Annotated in this window: 13 protein-coding genes and 1 pseudogene; 7 read left to right on the forward strand and 7 right to left on the reverse strand. The window is 67.4% G+C overall.

Annotation, left to right across the window (positions count from 1 at the left end; all coding sequences use genetic code 11):
- Positions 1-312 precede the first annotated feature (312 nt).
- Both P3H15_RS50555 and P3H15_RS50560 read right to left on the reverse strand, forming a co-directional pair.
- On the reverse strand, positions 313-966 hold the full coding sequence (locus P3H15_RS50555) for a DUF305 domain-containing protein (RefSeq protein WP_276144243.1): 654 nt from the start codon (positions 964-966) through the stop codon (positions 313-315).
- Positions 956-2,516 (reverse strand): annotated as a pseudogene (locus tag P3H15_RS50560) (LVIVD repeat-containing protein). The gene P3H15_RS50555 and the pseudogene P3H15_RS50560 overlap by 11 nt, the downstream one beginning before the upstream one ends.
- A gap of 158 nt (positions 2,517-2,674) precedes the next feature.
- Between P3H15_RS50560 and P3H15_RS50565 the strand changes: the two are divergent.
- The gene (locus P3H15_RS50565; RefSeq protein WP_276144244.1) at positions 2,675-3,589 is read left to right on the forward strand and encodes an exodeoxyribonuclease III; all 915 of its coding nucleotides are present in this window, start codon (positions 2,675-2,677) and stop codon (positions 3,587-3,589) included.
- 38 nt (positions 3,590-3,627) lie between these two features.
- Here P3H15_RS50565 and P3H15_RS50570 read toward each other — a convergent pair whose 3' ends face one another.
- Together P3H15_RS50570 and P3H15_RS50575 are read right to left on the reverse strand one after the other, a co-directional pair.
- Positions 3,628-3,945, reverse strand: a complete 318-nt coding sequence (locus P3H15_RS50570; protein ID WP_276144245.1) for a hypothetical protein — start codon at positions 3,943-3,945, stop codon at positions 3,628-3,630.
- 128 nt (positions 3,946-4,073) lie between these two features.
- Positions 4,074-4,988: a hypothetical protein gene (locus P3H15_RS50575; protein WP_276144246.1), complete on the reverse strand. Its 915-nt coding sequence runs from the start codon at positions 4,986-4,988 to the stop codon at positions 4,074-4,076.
- A 247-nt stretch (positions 4,989-5,235) separates the two neighbouring features.
- Between P3H15_RS50575 and P3H15_RS50580 the strand changes: the two genes are divergently transcribed.
- Complete coding sequence (locus P3H15_RS50580; protein ID WP_276144247.1) at positions 5,236-6,513, forward strand: sensor histidine kinase; 1,278 nt, start codon at positions 5,236-5,238, stop codon at positions 6,511-6,513.
- Between the two features lie 4 nt (positions 6,514-6,517).
- On the opposite strand, the gene P3H15_RS50585 is transcribed toward P3H15_RS50580, so the two are convergent.
- Together P3H15_RS50585 and P3H15_RS50590 are read right to left on the reverse strand one after the other, a co-directional pair.
- Positions 6,518-6,730, reverse strand: a complete 213-nt coding sequence (locus P3H15_RS50585) for a molybdopterin-binding protein (protein WP_072943314.1) — start codon at positions 6,728-6,730, stop codon at positions 6,518-6,520.
- Between the two features lie 79 nt (positions 6,731-6,809).
- Positions 6,810-7,292, reverse strand: coding sequence for a hypothetical protein (locus tag P3H15_RS50590; protein ID WP_276144248.1), 483 nt, complete (start codon positions 7,290-7,292; stop codon positions 6,810-6,812).
- A 188-nt stretch (positions 7,293-7,480) separates the two neighbouring features.
- On the opposite strand from P3H15_RS50590, the gene P3H15_RS50595 reads away from it, so the two are divergent.
- The 5 genes from P3H15_RS50595 to P3H15_RS50615 all read left to right on the forward strand — a co-directional run bounded on the left by P3H15_RS50595 (position 7,481) and on the right by P3H15_RS50615 (position 14,687).
- Positions 7,481-8,887: a sensor domain-containing diguanylate cyclase gene (locus tag P3H15_RS50595; protein WP_276144249.1), complete on the forward strand. Its 1,407-nt coding sequence runs from the start codon at positions 7,481-7,483 to the stop codon at positions 8,885-8,887.
- A gap of 250 nt (positions 8,888-9,137) precedes the next feature.
- Complete coding sequence (locus P3H15_RS50600) at positions 9,138-12,194, forward strand: serine/threonine-protein kinase (protein ID WP_276144250.1); 3,057 nt, start codon at positions 9,138-9,140, stop codon at positions 12,192-12,194.
- 133 nt (positions 12,195-12,327) lie between these two features.
- Positions 12,328-12,717, forward strand: coding sequence for a hypothetical protein (locus P3H15_RS50605; protein ID WP_276144254.1), 390 nt, complete (start codon positions 12,328-12,330; stop codon positions 12,715-12,717).
- 99 nt (positions 12,718-12,816) lie between these two features.
- Complete coding sequence (locus P3H15_RS50610) at positions 12,817-13,311, forward strand: hypothetical protein (protein ID WP_276144251.1); 495 nt, start codon at positions 12,817-12,819, stop codon at positions 13,309-13,311.
- A 128-nt stretch (positions 13,312-13,439) separates the two neighbouring features.
- Complete coding sequence (locus tag P3H15_RS50615) at positions 13,440-14,687, forward strand: protein kinase (RefSeq protein ID WP_276144252.1); 1,248 nt, start codon at positions 13,440-13,442, stop codon at positions 14,685-14,687.
- Between the two features lie 42 nt (positions 14,688-14,729).
- Here the strand turns inward: P3H15_RS50615 and P3H15_RS50620 are convergent, their stop codons facing one another.
- Complete coding sequence (locus P3H15_RS50620; RefSeq protein WP_276144253.1) at positions 14,730-15,671, reverse strand: poly-gamma-glutamate hydrolase family protein; 942 nt, start codon at positions 15,669-15,671, stop codon at positions 14,730-14,732.
- Between the last annotated feature and the right edge of the window lie 109 nt (positions 15,672-15,780).

Below are 15,780 nucleotides of genomic sequence, written 5' to 3' on the forward strand. Positions count from 1 at the left end.
GTACCGCGGTGAATCTGTCCGCGGCTGCGACGGCCGATGCGTCATGGATACTCCTTCGGTTTTGCACAAGGCTACATCTATTTGTGCGGCCAAATCTAGACCCCATCGGCAAACTGTCATTCCCTCTACTGCAAGCAACGTCGCACATCTGAGAAGGCTGCGATTGGCAAAACTGCTATTCATGAACGAATGTGGCCGTACAAAGCCTCCGGTGAAGCCGATCCGGTGGGAGGTACCACCGGGGGCTGGGAGTCCGGCTCTGCCTGTCGGCCGTCCCTCCGCCGACCTGTCGCCACGATCGAGTGGATCGACCTAGGGGTGGGGGAGCGGTGTCGCGTCTCGGGTGCCGAGTAGTGCTGTCATCACCGCGATCTCGTTGCTCTGATCACGGATCATTCCGCGTGCGACGCGGCGGATCGGTTCCGAGGCGACCGCGTGGATTGCTGCCTCGGCCATCTCGACGCCTCCCTGGTGGTGCCGGATCATGAGTTGGAGGAAGAGTGACTCCGCGTCTGCTCCGTGCAGGCCGGCAAGGCGGGTGATCTCGCTGGTGCTTGCAGTTCCCGGCATCGGTGCGCCGCCCTGTTCGCCCATGACGTGATCGGAACCGTGCATCCACTGCATCGGACGCGCTGTGGTGAAGGGTTCGTCGAAGAGGTTGAGCCAGCCGCGCATCGTCGCGATCTCGGAAGTCTGCGCGACGACGATCTGGTCGGCGATGACCCGGATCTGCGGGTCGACGTCCCGCGGCAGTGTCTGGGCGATCAGCACCGCCTGCTCGTGGTGCACCGACATGTCCTGTGCGAAACCGATGTCGGCCGGGGACAGCTGAACCCCGACGACTCCGGTGTCGCGCGCCGACTGCAGCCACATGCCGGCCGCAATCCCGCCGGCACCGAGCAGCACGGCGCACAGCATCAGAATGATGGGACGGCGGAATGGCGACCGCCGCATGTCACTGCCCATAGGTCGGAGCCTGATTCGCCGTTGCCTGATAGGCGGATTCGTCCAACTGCAGCGCCATGAAGCCGTTGTCGCTGCACGAGGTCCAGATCTGGTTGCCGTGGAATTCCGGTGGCGAGAAGCACCAATCCGCGGACAGATCGCCGAACGCCACCATTCCTGCGCGTGGACCGAACGCGACCCGCGGATCGGTCTTGCCCTCGAAGACGGCGCGGGCGAGCGGAACGAAATCGAAGAGGGACACACCGATCAGCGACGACAGTGCGTGTGGCGAATTGGTCAACTGGAGATTCTTGCCGGTCTGAGCCGGCGGGTTGTAGTAGGCGATCTCCCGGATGCGGCCGAGGTTGCGGATGTCGAACACGCGGATCCCGGACGACTCCCAGGAACACGCGAGTGCGGTCGGGTCCGAGGGGCGGTCGACCACGCAGTAGTGCGGATCGTACGAGAAGACCGAGCCACCTTGCGAGGAACGAAGGTTCGCGGCGGTGTTGGCGGGAAGCTGGATCTCGAGCTTGATCTGCTGCACGATGTCGGCGTGCGCCGGGTCGGCGACATCGAAGACCTTGATCCCACCGCCACCGGTTTCGTCGACGGTGAATATGTAGGGTTTGCCCCCGTACGTGACCGGAATGCTGTGCTGGTTGAAGAACCCGTCGGTCCACAGATACGTGGCGAGTTGCGGGACGGTGGGATACGGGTCGCCGCGTTGAACCGCGCTGATGTCGAGGACGGTGATCCCGCCGAGGTTGGACAGGTACATCCGGTTCCCGTCGGGGGTGATGCCGAAACCGTGCCCGCCGAGTCCGTGCAGCCCCTGCCAGGTGATCCGTGGCTCGACCGGATTTCTGATGTCGATGGCGGTGAGGAATCCTGGGGCGGGTCCGGACACCCAGTAGGTGTTGCCGTCGGGGGAGAAGCCGCCTTCGTGTGAGATGAACGGCAGCGGCATGGAGACATCGGTCCCGGCGCCTCGGTTGAGCAACCGGGGGTGGGCGCAGTCGGATATGTCGTAGACGGAGAAGTAGCCGGTGCCTGCGGCGGCCGGGACCGCGGTGGCTGCGAGCAGCTTGCGTGCCTTGTTGACCTTCAAACTCTCCCAGGTGCCGCCCAGCATCGCGGGTTCGTTCAGGGTCGTGGACAGCACCGGCTGGGCGGGGTTCGACACGTCGAGCACCTGCACTCCAGGTGTGTCGGGGTCGAGCAGGTTCCCGGGGAAGAACGTGCTGGTGTAGGAGCAATGGTCGTAGGTCACCGACAGCAGGCCACCACCGCGATCCTGCAGGCCCCCGATCAGTGACATGTTGCATCGATAACCCTGGGTGCTTCGTCCGTTGTTGCGGTCTTCGGCCGGAACGTCGCCCTGCATACCCGTCTCCGGCAACGAACCGGGGCCGCAGTCGGCCCCGCGGGACGGCCGTCGACCCGACGTCGTTGAAGAAGAACGTCTCGGCCGACGCGACGGCGGGTGCGGGGCTCGTCGCGACCCCGAGGACGACCGACACGGCAAGGGCTGAGGTCGCCACACCTCGCCGCATTCCGGCGATCCGCATCACCAACTCCCCCCGACTGTGGGCTCGACTACGCGAACGCTAGCAATCAGTACTCCAGTTCACACACAAATCGGCCAACTCCGCGAAACCCGCGTGCGGGCGGGCGACTATCCCGCCGGAGTGGGGGCGGAGTGGGACGGATCCCTACACTGTGTCCCGTGCGAATCGCGACCTTCAACATCAACGGGATCCGCGCGGCGCAGCGGCGCGGCTTCGAGGACTGGCTCGGCGAGCGTGAACCCGACGTCGTCGCGCTGCAGGAGGTCCGCGCTCGTGCCGCCGCCATCCCGCCGGGGGTCTTCGGCCGGTATCACCTCGCATACGACGAGGGCGAGTTCGCCGGCCGCAACGGTGTCGCGATCCTCACTCGATGCGCACCCGTCGCGGTTCGAACGTGGAGCGGCACGGCGCTGGTGCAGGCGCCGGGTGAAACACACATCGAGAGAGTCGAACTGGAACCGGAGCCGTTGGCTCGGGGTCTGGGGGAGTTCGCGAACCATGGTCGGTACATCGAGGTCGACCTCGCCGAGTCGCCGATCACCGTCGTCTCGATGTATCTGCCGAAGGGCGGCCTGCCTGCTCATCTCCAGAAGCCCGGGCGGATGCGGGAGGCCCCCGACGGGGGCGTCCGCTACGACCGCAAGATGCGCTTTCTTTCCGCGTTCGCGCGCCAGCTGACCCGCTCGCGCCGCACGGCTCGCGCACGGGGCAGAGAACTGCTGTTGATGGGTGACCTCAACATTGCGCACACCCGGTACGACGTACGGAATTGGCGGCGCAGCAATCAGGCCGAGGGCTATCTGCCGGAGGAGCGCGAGTGGTTCGACTCCATCGTGTCGCCGCGCACCCTCGTCGACGTCGTCCGGCGACACCATCCGGACGTCGACGGTCCGTACTCGTGGTGGTCGTGGCTGGGACAGTCGTTCGTGAACGATGTCGGGTGGCGCATCGACTACCACCTCGCGACGCCGCAACTGGCGCGGGCGGCGGTCACGGCCGGCACCGACCGGGACCCGGCGGCGGATCGCCGGATGAGCGATCACGCGCCGGTCGTCGTCGACTACGATTTCTGAGCTGCGCCGGTCACCTCGTTCGCAATGAGGCCGGAGGGTCAGGTGGTCAGCTTCATGGACAGGAAGGCCAGGGTTGCCCCGAACTCCCGGATCTGGCTGGGCTGGTCCGGTCGGCATGCCCAGGTGATCAGGTCTCGATCGGCGACCAGGTCGGCCGCGCGCCGACGTGACTCTTCGGGGTCGGGCGGTGTCGCCCGAAGCGCATCACCCAGCCGGCTCAGGGGTTCGACGAGCGGGATGAGTTCGGAAGGCGGGCGGTTCTCCGGGGTGAAAACCCGCTGAGCGCTCTTGATCACCGTCATCGCCGCGAGCCACGAACCTTCCCAGGTACCGGCCTGGTCATTCGGTGGGTGCATGGCGCCAGCGTAGACATCGGGGAACGAATCTCGCTGGGACTTCATCGGCCTGCCCCCGACCGCATTGAATGATGCTTCCGCAACCGCACGGGCGATCCACTCATCGGCGATGGGTGCGCACGGGCTGTCTACGGCTGCGCGACGACGGTGTTCCCGTTGCCGTCGGTGCAGTTGATCGTGTAGCCGATCTCCGCCGATTCCGGGTCTCCCGCGAGGCGGCATTCCCACCCGTCGAAGCTGTACACAGGCTCACTCTTGTCGCGTCCCGTGAAGTACTTCGTGAGCATCGTGTGCGCTTCGTCGCAGCGGAGCGTCCCCTTCACGATGACCACGGTCGCGGGCTTTCCCGTCTCCGGGTAGGTAACGGGGCCACACTGATTCGATCCGCGGGCCTGCTGGGGAAGCGGTGCGGCGGTGGGCGCGATCGGTGGTGGGGTCGCGCTGGGAATGCTCACCGGCAGCGGTGTGAACTCGAATTTGTACCCGTTTGTGGCGACGGTGAAGCCCTTGCCCGTCGCATCCTCCCGGCACGAGACTCCCGAGAACTGCACATTGCAACTGAATCCGTCGACCGCGAGGGTCGTGTCATAGGGGAGGACATTGGCGTTGCCGGGAAAGAGTGCCTGGTTCCAGTTCTGGAAGTTCGGCTCCTTCGCCGCCTCGACCGCGATGAGGTCGGCCTCGGCGGGCGGGCCGCCGTCCGGCGACGCGATCTGCGGGGTTCCCGGGACTCCCAAAGGCCCCGCGGTGGGATGCGAAGCGCATCCGGCGAGCTTCTTGTCGGGAATGATCGCACACAACCATTTTCCCGACGGCGTGACGAAGCCGAACGCGTCGCTCTCCGGGTCGCTCGACGCGTACTGCTTCGCATCGACGCCGTTGACGGCCGGTTCGGCTGACGGTGGCTCACTGGAGGCGCTCGGTGGGACGGACTCGGTGCCGTCGGTCGACGACGCATCCTGGGTGCAGGCAGCGAGAAGAAGAGACGAGGCACCGGCGATCGAGGCCAGAGCCACCGCGGACCGCCGTCGAATCCTGGTCATGCGTCACACCCCTTTCGGTTCGGTCCGCGGGACCGATCGCCTGAGATGTTCCCACGAATACCGGGGTGCCGCGTCGCATCGACGGATCGGCCACGAACACTGCTGGTGGTGGGCGAGCGGACGTGGTCCGTCGATCCCGCGGTTCGAAAACGTGACGGTGCTAGAATTCTGGGGCATTGTCGCAGGTCCAGCAGTTGATGTATCCCGGATCTTCCTGTCGGAGTCGCCCGGCCGAGGAGGCCGTTCCATGGCTGAGTCATCGGTATTACCCGCGGATCTCGGCGGCAGCCCGGATCTCGAACGCATCGTCCTCGAACACGCGTATCGCGGCGCGCACCTGCAAGTCGCACTGCGTGGTGTGCTTGCGCTCTTCATCGCGTTGACACTGCTGTTCGTCCCGCCCATGAACGATGCGAATGTGTGCCTGGCGATCCTGATCGGCTACGCATTCTGGACCGTCGGGCTCGCGCTGTGGACCCGCCGAGGAGGTCCGGGGCCGGTGAACGCGATGTGGCTGGCCCTGTTCGTGGACCTCGCGGTCATCGGTAGCCTCACCCTGTTGACCGGTATTGCGGCGCAACAGAGTTGGACCGCCGACATCTTGACCAACGGACTGTTCGTGATCCCGTTACTGGCCTGCACTCAGCTACGCCCGGGTGTCTGCGCCTCCGTGGTCGTGCCCACGGTGCTGGTGTTCCTCGCCGCCAGTTGGGCCACGATGGCGTCGAACGAGGAACCGTGGTCGTCCATCCTGCTCAGCACGATGGCACTCGCCATCCTCTCGGCGGGCGCAGTTGTGCTCAGTAGAATTCAACGATCCAGGGTGCTCACCATCGGTCACCTCGTTCACGACCGCACCGCCCTGCTCGCGGAGTTGATGGGCCTCGAACAGCGCGAACGGCGTGCGTTGTCCGAGCAACTCCACGACGGGGCGCTGCAATTCGTGCTTGCCGCGAAGATGGATCTCGACGACCTCACCGGCAGCGCCGATCCGGAGGCCGTCGATCGCATCACTCACGCACTCACCGAATCCGCGTCTCTGTTGAGGGCCACCGTGTCGGAACTCCATCCCACGGTGCTCGATCGCGTCGGACTTGCCCGTGCTCTCGGCGACATCGTCCGGTCCGCCCAGGCGCGCGGCGGTTTCGACGTGGATCTCCAGACGGTGGAATGGGACGACGACTTACGCACGTCGGCCGACGACGTGCTGTTCAGCGCCGCCCGCGAATTGCTCAGCAACGTGGTCAAGCACGCGAGAGCACGCACCGTCCGGGTCGAACTGACTCGGACGGGTGAGCATGCGGTCCTCGACGTCACCGACGACGGGTGCGGCATCTCCCGTGAAGCGATCGACCGCAGTCTCAGCCGAGGGCACATCGGACTCACGTCGCACGAACTCCGCGTCGTCGCGGCCGGAGGCAGCTTCTCGGTCCGCCCGGGACCACGTTCGGGGACGGTTGCTCACATCGAGATGCCGTTCGAGGTCGTGACAGCGTCCGATTCCCTCACGATCTCGGCGCGCTAGTCCGTCACTCGACGCCGAGCATCACCTCGGTGGACTTCACGAGCACCGTCGCAGCCACGCCGGCCTGCAGACCGAGTTCCTCGACCGCCTCCTTCGTGATGGACGCGGTGACGATCTGCTCGCCTCCGTCGAGCCGCACCTTCACTGTCGCCATCACACTGCCGAGGGTGACCTCGGTGATCGTTCCGGTGAGCTGGTTCCGGGTGGACAAACGCATCGTGAACCTCCGTCTCGCGGCCTGTGGTTCCGACGCTAGCCGGAACCACTCCGGAATGGGTGCGGTTGCACTTCGCGAGTCAGTCGGATGTGACGGCCGACGGGCTCGGTTCCAGGAGCGCAGTCAGACAGGTGGGCCCCAGGCCGATCTCCGGCCACCCCGCCGAGATCATGATGTCGTGTGGGCGCGTACACGTGCCGAGCCAGTAGTTCGGCTCCGTGCGGTAGGCGGGTACTCCACCCCACTTCCGGGGTGAACCGGACCGTGGCAGATAGGGGTCGGCAACGCCCACGACAGACCCCAACTGCAGCAGCACCGACAGATACGACCACTGGGTGTCGGGATCCGCCGGATCGGACAGCACCCGCGTCTCGTGGTGTGCACGCTCGGCGGTCCGCCCCGTGGCAGTCAACGCGAGACGGACGTGGATTCCCGACGAGAACGCGACTATTCCGAGGAGGTCGAGGGTGAGGTGAGTTCCGGACGCGAGAATGGTGGGACCGTGCACTGCGGTCCCACTGGCTGTCGGCGGCGCGAATGCCGGCCAACGCGCTCTGCGCATGCCCACGATGGTGCCCCTACATCGAGGCGGAATCAACGTCCCACGCCCGCGTGCGTGGGACGGGACTCGAGACGGCAGGCGCGGCAGAATAGCGTGACGACGCTCGAGGCGTCACTTCCGGGAACGCTTATCGTGGATGGAGGTCGAGGCGGGTGGAGGACGGAAGGTTCGCAGCGGAGGGAGTGTCCATGGAGTCGCTGCCGGATTCTCGGATGCTGCTCGCGGTCCTCGAACACAGTCCGGCGTTGGTGTTCGTGTCCGAATTCGTGTCCGGTCGGATCGTGTACGTCAATCCCGCGGGTGTCGCCGTCCTCGGATTCGGTGATGCCGTGCATGCGTACTCGAGGACGACGGCGGAACTGTTCACCGACGTCGGCCTCGTGCAGGCGCGTGACGTGGAGTCGGCTCTGGTCGACCGGGGAGAGTGGACCGGGTTGACCGAGTTTCGCCATTTCGTCACGGGCGAGCCGATCCCGATGCTGATTTCGACGTTCGTGCTCGAATACAAGGAGACCGGGCCGTCGGTGATCGGGTCGATTGCCCAGGATCGCCGCGGCGCCGAACACGACGAGCAACGCCTGCAGCGCGCACTGGAGGAGTCCGCGTACCGGGCCCGGGAGCAGCAGGCGATCGCAGACCTGAGCCAACTCGCCGTCGGCGGAGACCTCGACGAACTCCTCACGGCGGCGGCCGGGGCGGCGGCCGCGCTGATGGGTGTGCACTGTTCGTCGATCGCACGGGTGGCCGACGAGGGCGAACTCACGGTGCTCGCCTACCGCGGTCCCGAGCCCGGTCCGAAGACGTTCTCGCCGGGGCCGGGATCGCAGCCCGGGTACGCCGCTGCCAACGGGTCGGTGATCGTGTGCACCGATCGGGTCCACGAATCCCGGTTCTCCACGGCGGGGATGAGCGGGCGCGGGTTGCAGAGCGGGGTGTGTGTTCCGTTCGGCTCCGAAGAGGTGTGGGGTGTGTTGACGGCGCACAGTCGCCGTCCCCGTGACTACACCGAGCGTGACCTGACCTTTCTGCGTTCGGTGACAGCCGTGCTCTCCGCGGCGATCCGCCGTATCGAGGCCGAGGCCGCTCTGGTGCACCAGAGCTTGCACGACCCGCTGACGGGATTGCCGAACCGCACATTGGCTCGCCGCCGGCTCGACGAGGCCCTGGACGCTGCGCCGCACGGTGGCCCGCGCGTGGCGCTGCTGCTGGTGGATCTCGACGACTTCAAGACCGTCAACGACAGCCTCGGTCACGCGGTTGGCGACGACGCGCTGATCGTGCTCGCCAGGCATCTGCGGTCGGCGGTGCGCCCGGGCGATACCGTTGCCCGCCTCGGCGGTGACGAATTCGTGGTCGTCTGTGAGCACGTCGCGGGAGCGGCGGAGGCGGTCGCGATTGCCGCCCGGATCGCCGGTAGCTTCGCCGACCTGAACCGGGCGCGGTCACTCGAGTGGCCGATCAGTGCCAGTATCGGTGTTGCACTGTCCGATCCGGAGTGCACCCGTGAAGAGCTCGTTCGGCGGGCGGACTCGGCGATGTATCGTGCAAAGGCAGCGGGAGCGGGCGGGTACGCGCTCTACGACGGCACCTTCTAGCGCAGCAGCAAGCCCCCGATCGGTGCGGTGTTGCCGACGCGACACGAAATCGTGGCCACCGCTAGGCACCCTGGGGTGGGGAAATTGTCATCTTGACGCGCTTCGCGACGCGTCGAATACTTGCTGGACACGGCGGCTCCCGTCGACATTCGACGAGAGAATTCCGCGTTTCGCCCTTGAGAGAGAAAGATATTCGCGTCTACGACGCTGAACGCGCCGGCGTGGATGTCGGATGGAACTGAGGCGCTCGATGGCAGTTTTCGACCCAGACGCGACCCAGGCGGCGTCGATCCGCGCAGTCGGCCACGGGATCGTGGCGGAGTTGGACGCTGCCGGTTTCGCGGGTGCCGAGGAGGTCGGCCGGGGCGGGTTCGGCGTCGTGTACCGCAGTCTGCAGCGTTCGCTCGGTCGAATCGTCGCAATCAAGGTCCTGACGTCGGACTTGGACTCCGAGAACCGCGAGCGGTTCCTGCGGGAGGGCTACGCGATGGGCGGGCTCTCCGGCCACCCGAACATCGTCAACATTCTGCAGGTCGGCGTGACCGAGACCGGTCGCCCGTACATTGTCATGCATTACCACCCCCGCGACTCGCTGGCGGTGCAGATACGCCGAGAAGGTCCGCTGCCCTGGCCGGAGGCGATCAGCATCGGAGTGAAGCTGGCGGGCGCACTGGAGACCGCGCACCGGACCGGCACCCTTCACCGCGACATCAAACCCGCGAACATCCTGCTCACCGACTACGGCGAGCCGCAGTTGACCGATTTCGGCATTGCGCACATCGCCGGCGGCTACGAAACCGCCACCGGCGGGTTCACCGGGTCATTGGCGTTCACCGCGCCGGAAGTCCTCAACGGCGAATCGCCGACCGCACGTTCGGACGTCTACGGTCTGGGCGCCACAATCTTTTCGCTGATCGCCGGTCGGGCGGCGTTCGAGCGGAAGACCGGCGAGGAACTCGTCGCGCAGTTCGTGAGGATCAGCACCCAGACGGTGCCGGACCTGCGCGCTCAAGGCATCCCGGACGGTGTGTGCGCCGTCATCGAGAGGGCGATGGCATCGAATCCGTTCGCTCGGCCGGCCTCGGCCGAAGAGTTCGGACACGAACTCCAAGCCGCGCAGCGACACATCGGGTTGCGTTCGGACGCGATGGCGCTGGCACCCCTGGAACCCGCCCAGCCGGCCGAGTCGCATCCGTCGGCGGCGGATGCCGGTGGCTACCGTCAGATCCGGTTCGAGGATTCGGACGGTCAGCGCCCAGTGTTCGCACCGACCGAGCAGTTCCAGCCGGAGTCGCACCCCTCGGGCCCGTTCTGGCCACCGACGGGTCCGTCGCCCTGGCCACCGACGGGTCCGTCGCCCTGGCCGCCGACGGGAGTGCCCGGGAGCAGTCGGCAGGCTCGCATCCGGCGGCGCCGCATCCTGACCGTGCTCGCGCTGGTGGTGGCGCTGGTGCTGGCCGGTGGTGGTTACCTCGTGTTCAGGGAGGCAACCGGACCCGGCGCCGCGGGACCGACCGCCCAGAAAGAGGGTGAGCCCCCGGCCGTCGACCCGACCGCGGCGTGGCGACCGGTCGCCGACGCCCGGGTCGCCCGCCAGCAGACGGCGACGACAGTCGCGGACGGCACCATGTGGGTCTTCGGAGGGTTGGACGACAACGGTGTGTCCGCCCGGCAGGAAGGCTACGACCCGGCCATCGACACCTGGAAGGCCGGCCCCGACCTCCCCGTCCCGCTCAATCATGCGATGGCCGTCACCTACAACGACGAGCCCGTACTCATCGGCGGATGGCAAGCGAAAGGCCAGAACCTGACAGCCGTCGCCTCCGCTCGGGTGATGGCCATGCGCGACGGGCGATGGGTCGATCTGCCCCCGCTGAACGTGCCGCGGGCGGCCGGTGCCGCGGCCGTGGTGGGCGACGAGATCGTGGTCGCCGGGGGACAGGCGGACGGTGGACTGGTGGCTACGACAGAAGTGTTCGACGGAACGAAGTGGACGACGGTCCCGAACATCCCGACGCCGCGGGAGCATCTGGCAGGCGTCTCGGACGGGAAGTACTTCTACGCGATCGGCGGGCGTGACCTCGCGTCGGATCAGAACACCGCCGCGGTCGAACGGTTCGATCCGGCTGCGGGAACGTGGGCGACGCTGCCCGGCATGCCGACCCCCCGCGGCGGGCTCGGAGCGACGTTCATCGACGGCCGCATCGTCGCAGTCGGCGGTGAAGAACCCACCCGGGTGCTCTCCACGGTCGAGGCCTACGACGTGATCGCAGGGACATGGTCGCAATTGCCTGCTCTGCGCACGCCGCGGCACGGGATGGCGGTCGGCGCGGTCGGCAACACGGTGTACGCGGTCGGTGGCGGCATCAAGCCCACGCACGCCGAATCGACAGCTGTTTCCGAGGCGCTGCAGATCGCGCCACGCAAGACGCAATGGGCACCGGCGTGGCGTCCCCTGAGGGACGCGCCGATCGCCCGCCAGCAGACCGCGACTGCCGTCGCGGACGGGACGATCTGGGTGGTCGGCGGACTCGACAACCTGGGGTCGACACCGAAGGTCGAGGGCAACGACCCGGCCATCGACACCTGGAAGGCCGGCCCCGACCTTCCGGTCCCGCTCAATCATGCGATGGCCGTCGAATACGGCGGCGAGTTGGTGGTCCTCGGAGGCTGGGTGCCGGAAGGGCCGAACCTCACCGGTACGACGTCGGACCGGGTGCTCGCGCTGCGGGACGGCAACTGGGTGGACCTGCCCCCGCTGAACGTGCCGCGGGCGGCCGGGGCCGCGGCCGTGGTGGGCAACGAGATCGTCGTCGCCGGGGGTCAGGCGGACGGCGAACTGGTGGCGTCGACCGAGGTGTTCGACGGAACGAAGTGGACGACCGTCGAGGACATTCCGACGTCCCGGGAGCATCTGGCCGGGGTGTCGGACGGCAAGTACTTCTACGCGATCGGTGGGCGCGATCTGGCGTCGGATCAGAACACGGCCGCGGTCGAACGCTTCGATCCGGTTGCGGGGACATGGGCGACGTTGCCCGGCATGCCCACCCCTCGTGGCGGGCTCGGGGCGGCGTACATCGACGGCCGCATCGTCGCTATCGGCGGTGAACAGCCGACCCGGGTGCTCTCGACGGTCGAGGCCTACGACGTCGCCTCGGCGACCTGGTCGGCGTTGCCGCCCATGCCCACCGGAGCTCACGGGATGTCCGTCGCGACGGTCGGGCACACCGTCTACGCGATCGGCGGTGCACTCCGGCCCACGCATGCCGAGTCCACCGCGACGGCGCAGGCACTCGATTTCTGGTGACGGCGACGGGTTGTCGTCGGGCAATTGCGCACTCTGAATGTCTTCTGTCCGTGTCGTTGTGCGCAGTAGAGGGGGACTAGACTTGTGGTCGGGAGGGCGAATTTCACACGAGATACGGGCCGGGAGGTTCGTGATGAAGGTGACGGCGACGGCCACCCGTCGCGGTGGATCGTGGGTGGTGGAGGTTCCGGGAGTCGAAGGCGTGCTCACCCAGGCGCGGCGGCTCGATCAGGTGTCCGCCATCGTGGCGGAGGCCGTGCATCTGGTCCAGGGTGTGCGGGCCGAGGACGTCGAGGTGGAACTGGACTACGAAATCGGAGATTCGGCGGCGCTGATGGAGGCCCGCGCCGCCCACTTGCAGGTCGAGTCCGCCGCCCACGCGCAGGAATGCGCAGCGCGGGCCTCGCGGGCCGCGGTGGCGCATCTGCGCCGATCGGGTCTCTCGGTGCGTGACATCGGTGTCATCCTCGACCTGAGCCCGCAACGAGTCTCTCAACTCGACCGTGCCGGCATTCATGCCTGACGATCCGGCAGCTTCCGATCCGGCGACACTCGTGCGGCCCCTAGGATGCGGGAAGGGCCCTTCACACTGAACGGCTCGGCGCAGGTAGGGGGAATTCAGATGCGTGGAGCAGGAAAGCTTCTCGCCGGAATCGGCATTGCAACGGTGATCGCAGCGACCGGGCAGGGCGTTGCTGTCGCAGCGCCCGAGGATACGACGGAACGTGTGACGACCCTGCAGGTCCCACCGATCGGGATGAGTCCGGTTCTCGCCGCCTACTTCACCGTCGACGCAGTCACCGGCCGGGTACCCGGAGTCGTGCGGTTTCGCACCGTGAGCGAGTGTTACGTGTTGAATCCCATCAGTGCGGACACGTGCATACCCGGACCGGGTAACGCCATGCGGGCGAACGCTGTGCGGGTGCACTGGCTGAACGTGAACACCGGGGCGACCGGCGCGGCCACGATCCCCATCGGAACCGCCGGGTCGACCGATTCGCCTCGCCCCGAGATCGACGTGGCCACCGGCAGCGGGCGAATCGTCGTCGGCACGATGGCCCCGGCCGAGTATCCACAGGCGTTGCTTCCGGGCTTCGGCACCTTCGACGTGCCCTGATCGTCTCCACCGCGAACCGCCGGGCGCCACCGCCTAGAATCTCGGTGGAGGCGGGCGCGCCTCTCCGATGTGTCGCCCGTCCCCGGTGCACAGTCCCGCAGACGCGGCAATTTCGGCGGAGAGTGGCAATGCAAAGTGGAGCGTTATTCGGCAGATACCGGCTGGACCGGTCGCTGTCGGTGGACGAGAACGGCGAGGTGTGGGCGGCATTCGACACCGTCACCGCTCGGCACGTCGCGGTGCGGGCGTTGCCGCGGGACGCGAGCGAGGACGACGAATATTGCGATCGGTTCGTCCGTGACGCAGGCATCGCGGCGCACATCCGGAACCCGCACGTGGTTCCGATCCACGACTTCGGGCAGATCGGAAACCGGCTCTACCTCGCGACTCCGCTCATCGGCGGAACGAACCTGCGGACAATCCTTCAGTCGGGCGGACCGATGGAGGCATCTCGCGCGGTCGGAGTTGTCCAGCAAGTGGCCGCGGCGCTGGAGGCCGTGCACGCCGCGGGGCTGGTCGAGCGGGGAGTGGCGTCGGCGAACGTCGTCGTGCTGGACGGGGGACTGGTTCAGCTCACGGACGTCGGGCTCCCCACGGCTCCCGGCGCCGTGGCGGGAGTCCCCGGCCTGAGCACCGTCTTGTACGAGTGCCTGACCGGCGGGCAGTTCGCGTCGAACGGCCGGGAGTTGCCGTCGTCGAAGTTCTCGACGCTGCCCGTCGGCATGCAGGCTGTGATCGCGCGCGGAACGGCAGCCGATCCCGCGCGGCGCTATCGGTCGCCGAGCGACCTGGCCGCGGCCGCCGCTCGCGCCGCGGCGCCGGGTCCGCAGCCTGCCGCGGATCCCACCCCCGCGATCCCTCCGAACGACCGCAACCGCCGTCTCCTGCTCGCAGGGCTTGCGCTCGCCGCGGTCATTGTCGTCGCGATCGTCGGGGGCGTGATCATCGGGTCGCAATCGGCATCACCCGACGTCGTGGTGCCCGTGCCCGCGTCCAGCGCGGCCGGGCCGCCACCCGCCCCATCACCGACCGCCAGGGCGAACCCGACGGCGGCCGAGCAGGTGCCACCGACCGCGGAGGCTCCGGTTCAGGACGAGGTCCCGCCGGCAGCAACTCCGGCGCCGCAATCACCGCAGGTGCTGCCGGCGCCCGTGCCCGCACCCGCACCGGCACCCCAGGTGCTGCCCTGCTACCCCGGCTACGAGCACACGCCACCTCCGGACGGACCGTGTCTCCCGCCCGGCTCGCCGCCGGTACCGGCACCCGTGCCCGCGCCTGCACCCGCGCCTGCACCCGCACCTCAGGTGCTGCCGTGCTACCCGGGCTACGAGCACACGCCGCCACCGGACGGGCCGTGCTGGGCGCCCGGTGGGTGAGTCGCACCGGCGACGATCGGTATCGGCGACCAGATGAGGTGATCACCGACCGGCGTCCGCGGCGATCCAGTATTCGCAGACCCCGGTGACAGCGGCAGCGATGGCTTCTCCGTACAGCGTCCGCGCGGGTCGGGACTGTTCGATCTGAATTCCGCCCGCACCGTCGACGGTGAGGCGGTTGACCAGGTTGGACGCGGAACTACCGCTGTAGCGTTCGCCGGGATCGGCTACGCGAACACGGACTCCGGTTCCGTCGAGTGCCTTCGCGACTGCGTTGAGGACATCCGATTTGAGGCGTGCGGGTGCACGGCCCCCGATGACGACGTCGTGTCCTCGGTAGCCGTGGAACGACACCGCCCACTGGAATCGTCGTGCACCCAGGGAGCGTAGAAGCGGGAAGCTGCGCACACTGAGATCGCCCGAGGAAATGTGCCATGCCCGGTATGCGTTGCCTGCCGGTCGCCACCCTTTGCACGTCCACAGCGTCGAATCGCGCGATCCGAGTGACGCGTAAACCTGCTCGGCCTGCCGATCCGTGCGGCTTTCGATGGCGCCGCCGTGCGGTGCGAGGACCACGAGGCGGTGGTGGTGCCCGTCGTCGTCGAGTCGCTCGACGAATTCACCCTCGACTTCGGCCTCTGCCTCGGAGATGGTGGGATCGACACACCGGAGGTCGAGGACCACCGCGTGTCCGGGCTCGGCGCCGATCCGACGGCATCCACCATCAGTTACCTGAACGGCGTCGATCCCGTGTGCATCCGCCTCCGGAATCAGTGTGAACAGTGCGGTCGTTCCCTGGTGACTCACCCGTGTCTGCTGACGGGGCTCGGCTCCGATCCGGGCCAGCAGGCGCGGGTGAATCCCGACATGCTCGGCGACGTTTGCGCTGGTGGAGCGACTCCGGCGGACTTCGAGGCGAACGGTGACCTCACTGTCGCCATTCCGCCGCATCGAAATCTGCTGTAACGGACGCTCTTCGAACACCTCCTCAGGTTAGACGCGATACTGTCCCCTCGGGCCCTTGTCGGCAGGTGTCGCGGTTGCGTCCAGCAGAGTGGTGTATGAACCGGATCCGAACCTGACCGGCGTGTCG

This window comes from Rhodococcus sp. T2V (genome assembly GCF_029269925.1).
Lineage (GTDB): Bacteria > Actinomycetota > Actinomycetes > Mycobacteriales > Mycobacteriaceae > Rhodococcus_F > Rhodococcus_F koreensis.

Bases quoted from the DNA above. Each gene is read 5' to 3' on its own strand.
- P3H15_RS50555 (WP_276144243.1), bottom strand. From the start codon at position 966: ATGGGCAGTGACATGCGGCGGTCGCCATTCCGCCGTCCCATCATTCTG.
- P3H15_RS50570 (WP_276144245.1), bottom strand. From the start codon at position 3,945: ATGCACCCACCGAATGACCAGGCCGGTACCTGGGAAGGTTCGTGGCTC.
- P3H15_RS50575 (WP_276144246.1), bottom strand. From the start codon at position 4,988: ATGACCAGGATTCGACGGCGGTCCGCGGTGGCTCTGGCCTCGATCGCC.
- P3H15_RS50580 (WP_276144247.1), top strand. From the start codon at position 5,236: ATGGCTGAGTCATCGGTATTACCCGCGGATCTCGGCGGCAGCCCGGAT.
- P3H15_RS50585 (WP_072943314.1), bottom strand. From the start codon at position 6,730: ATGCGTTTGTCCACCCGGAACCAGCTCACCGGAACGATCACCGAGGTC.
- P3H15_RS50590 (WP_276144248.1), bottom strand. From the start codon at position 7,292: ATGCGCAGAGCGCGTTGGCCGGCATTCGCGCCGCCGACAGCCAGTGGG.
- P3H15_RS50595 (WP_276144249.1), top strand. From the start codon at position 7,481: ATGGAGTCGCTGCCGGATTCTCGGATGCTGCTCGCGGTCCTCGAACAC.
- P3H15_RS50600 (WP_276144250.1), top strand. From the start codon at position 9,138: ATGGCAGTTTTCGACCCAGACGCGACCCAGGCGGCGTCGATCCGCGCA.
- P3H15_RS50605 (WP_276144254.1), top strand. From the start codon at position 12,328: ATGAAGGTGACGGCGACGGCCACCCGTCGCGGTGGATCGTGGGTGGTG.
- P3H15_RS50610 (WP_276144251.1), top strand. From the start codon at position 12,817: ATGCGTGGAGCAGGAAAGCTTCTCGCCGGAATCGGCATTGCAACGGTG.
- P3H15_RS50615 (WP_276144252.1), top strand. From the start codon at position 13,440: ATGCAAAGTGGAGCGTTATTCGGCAGATACCGGCTGGACCGGTCGCTG.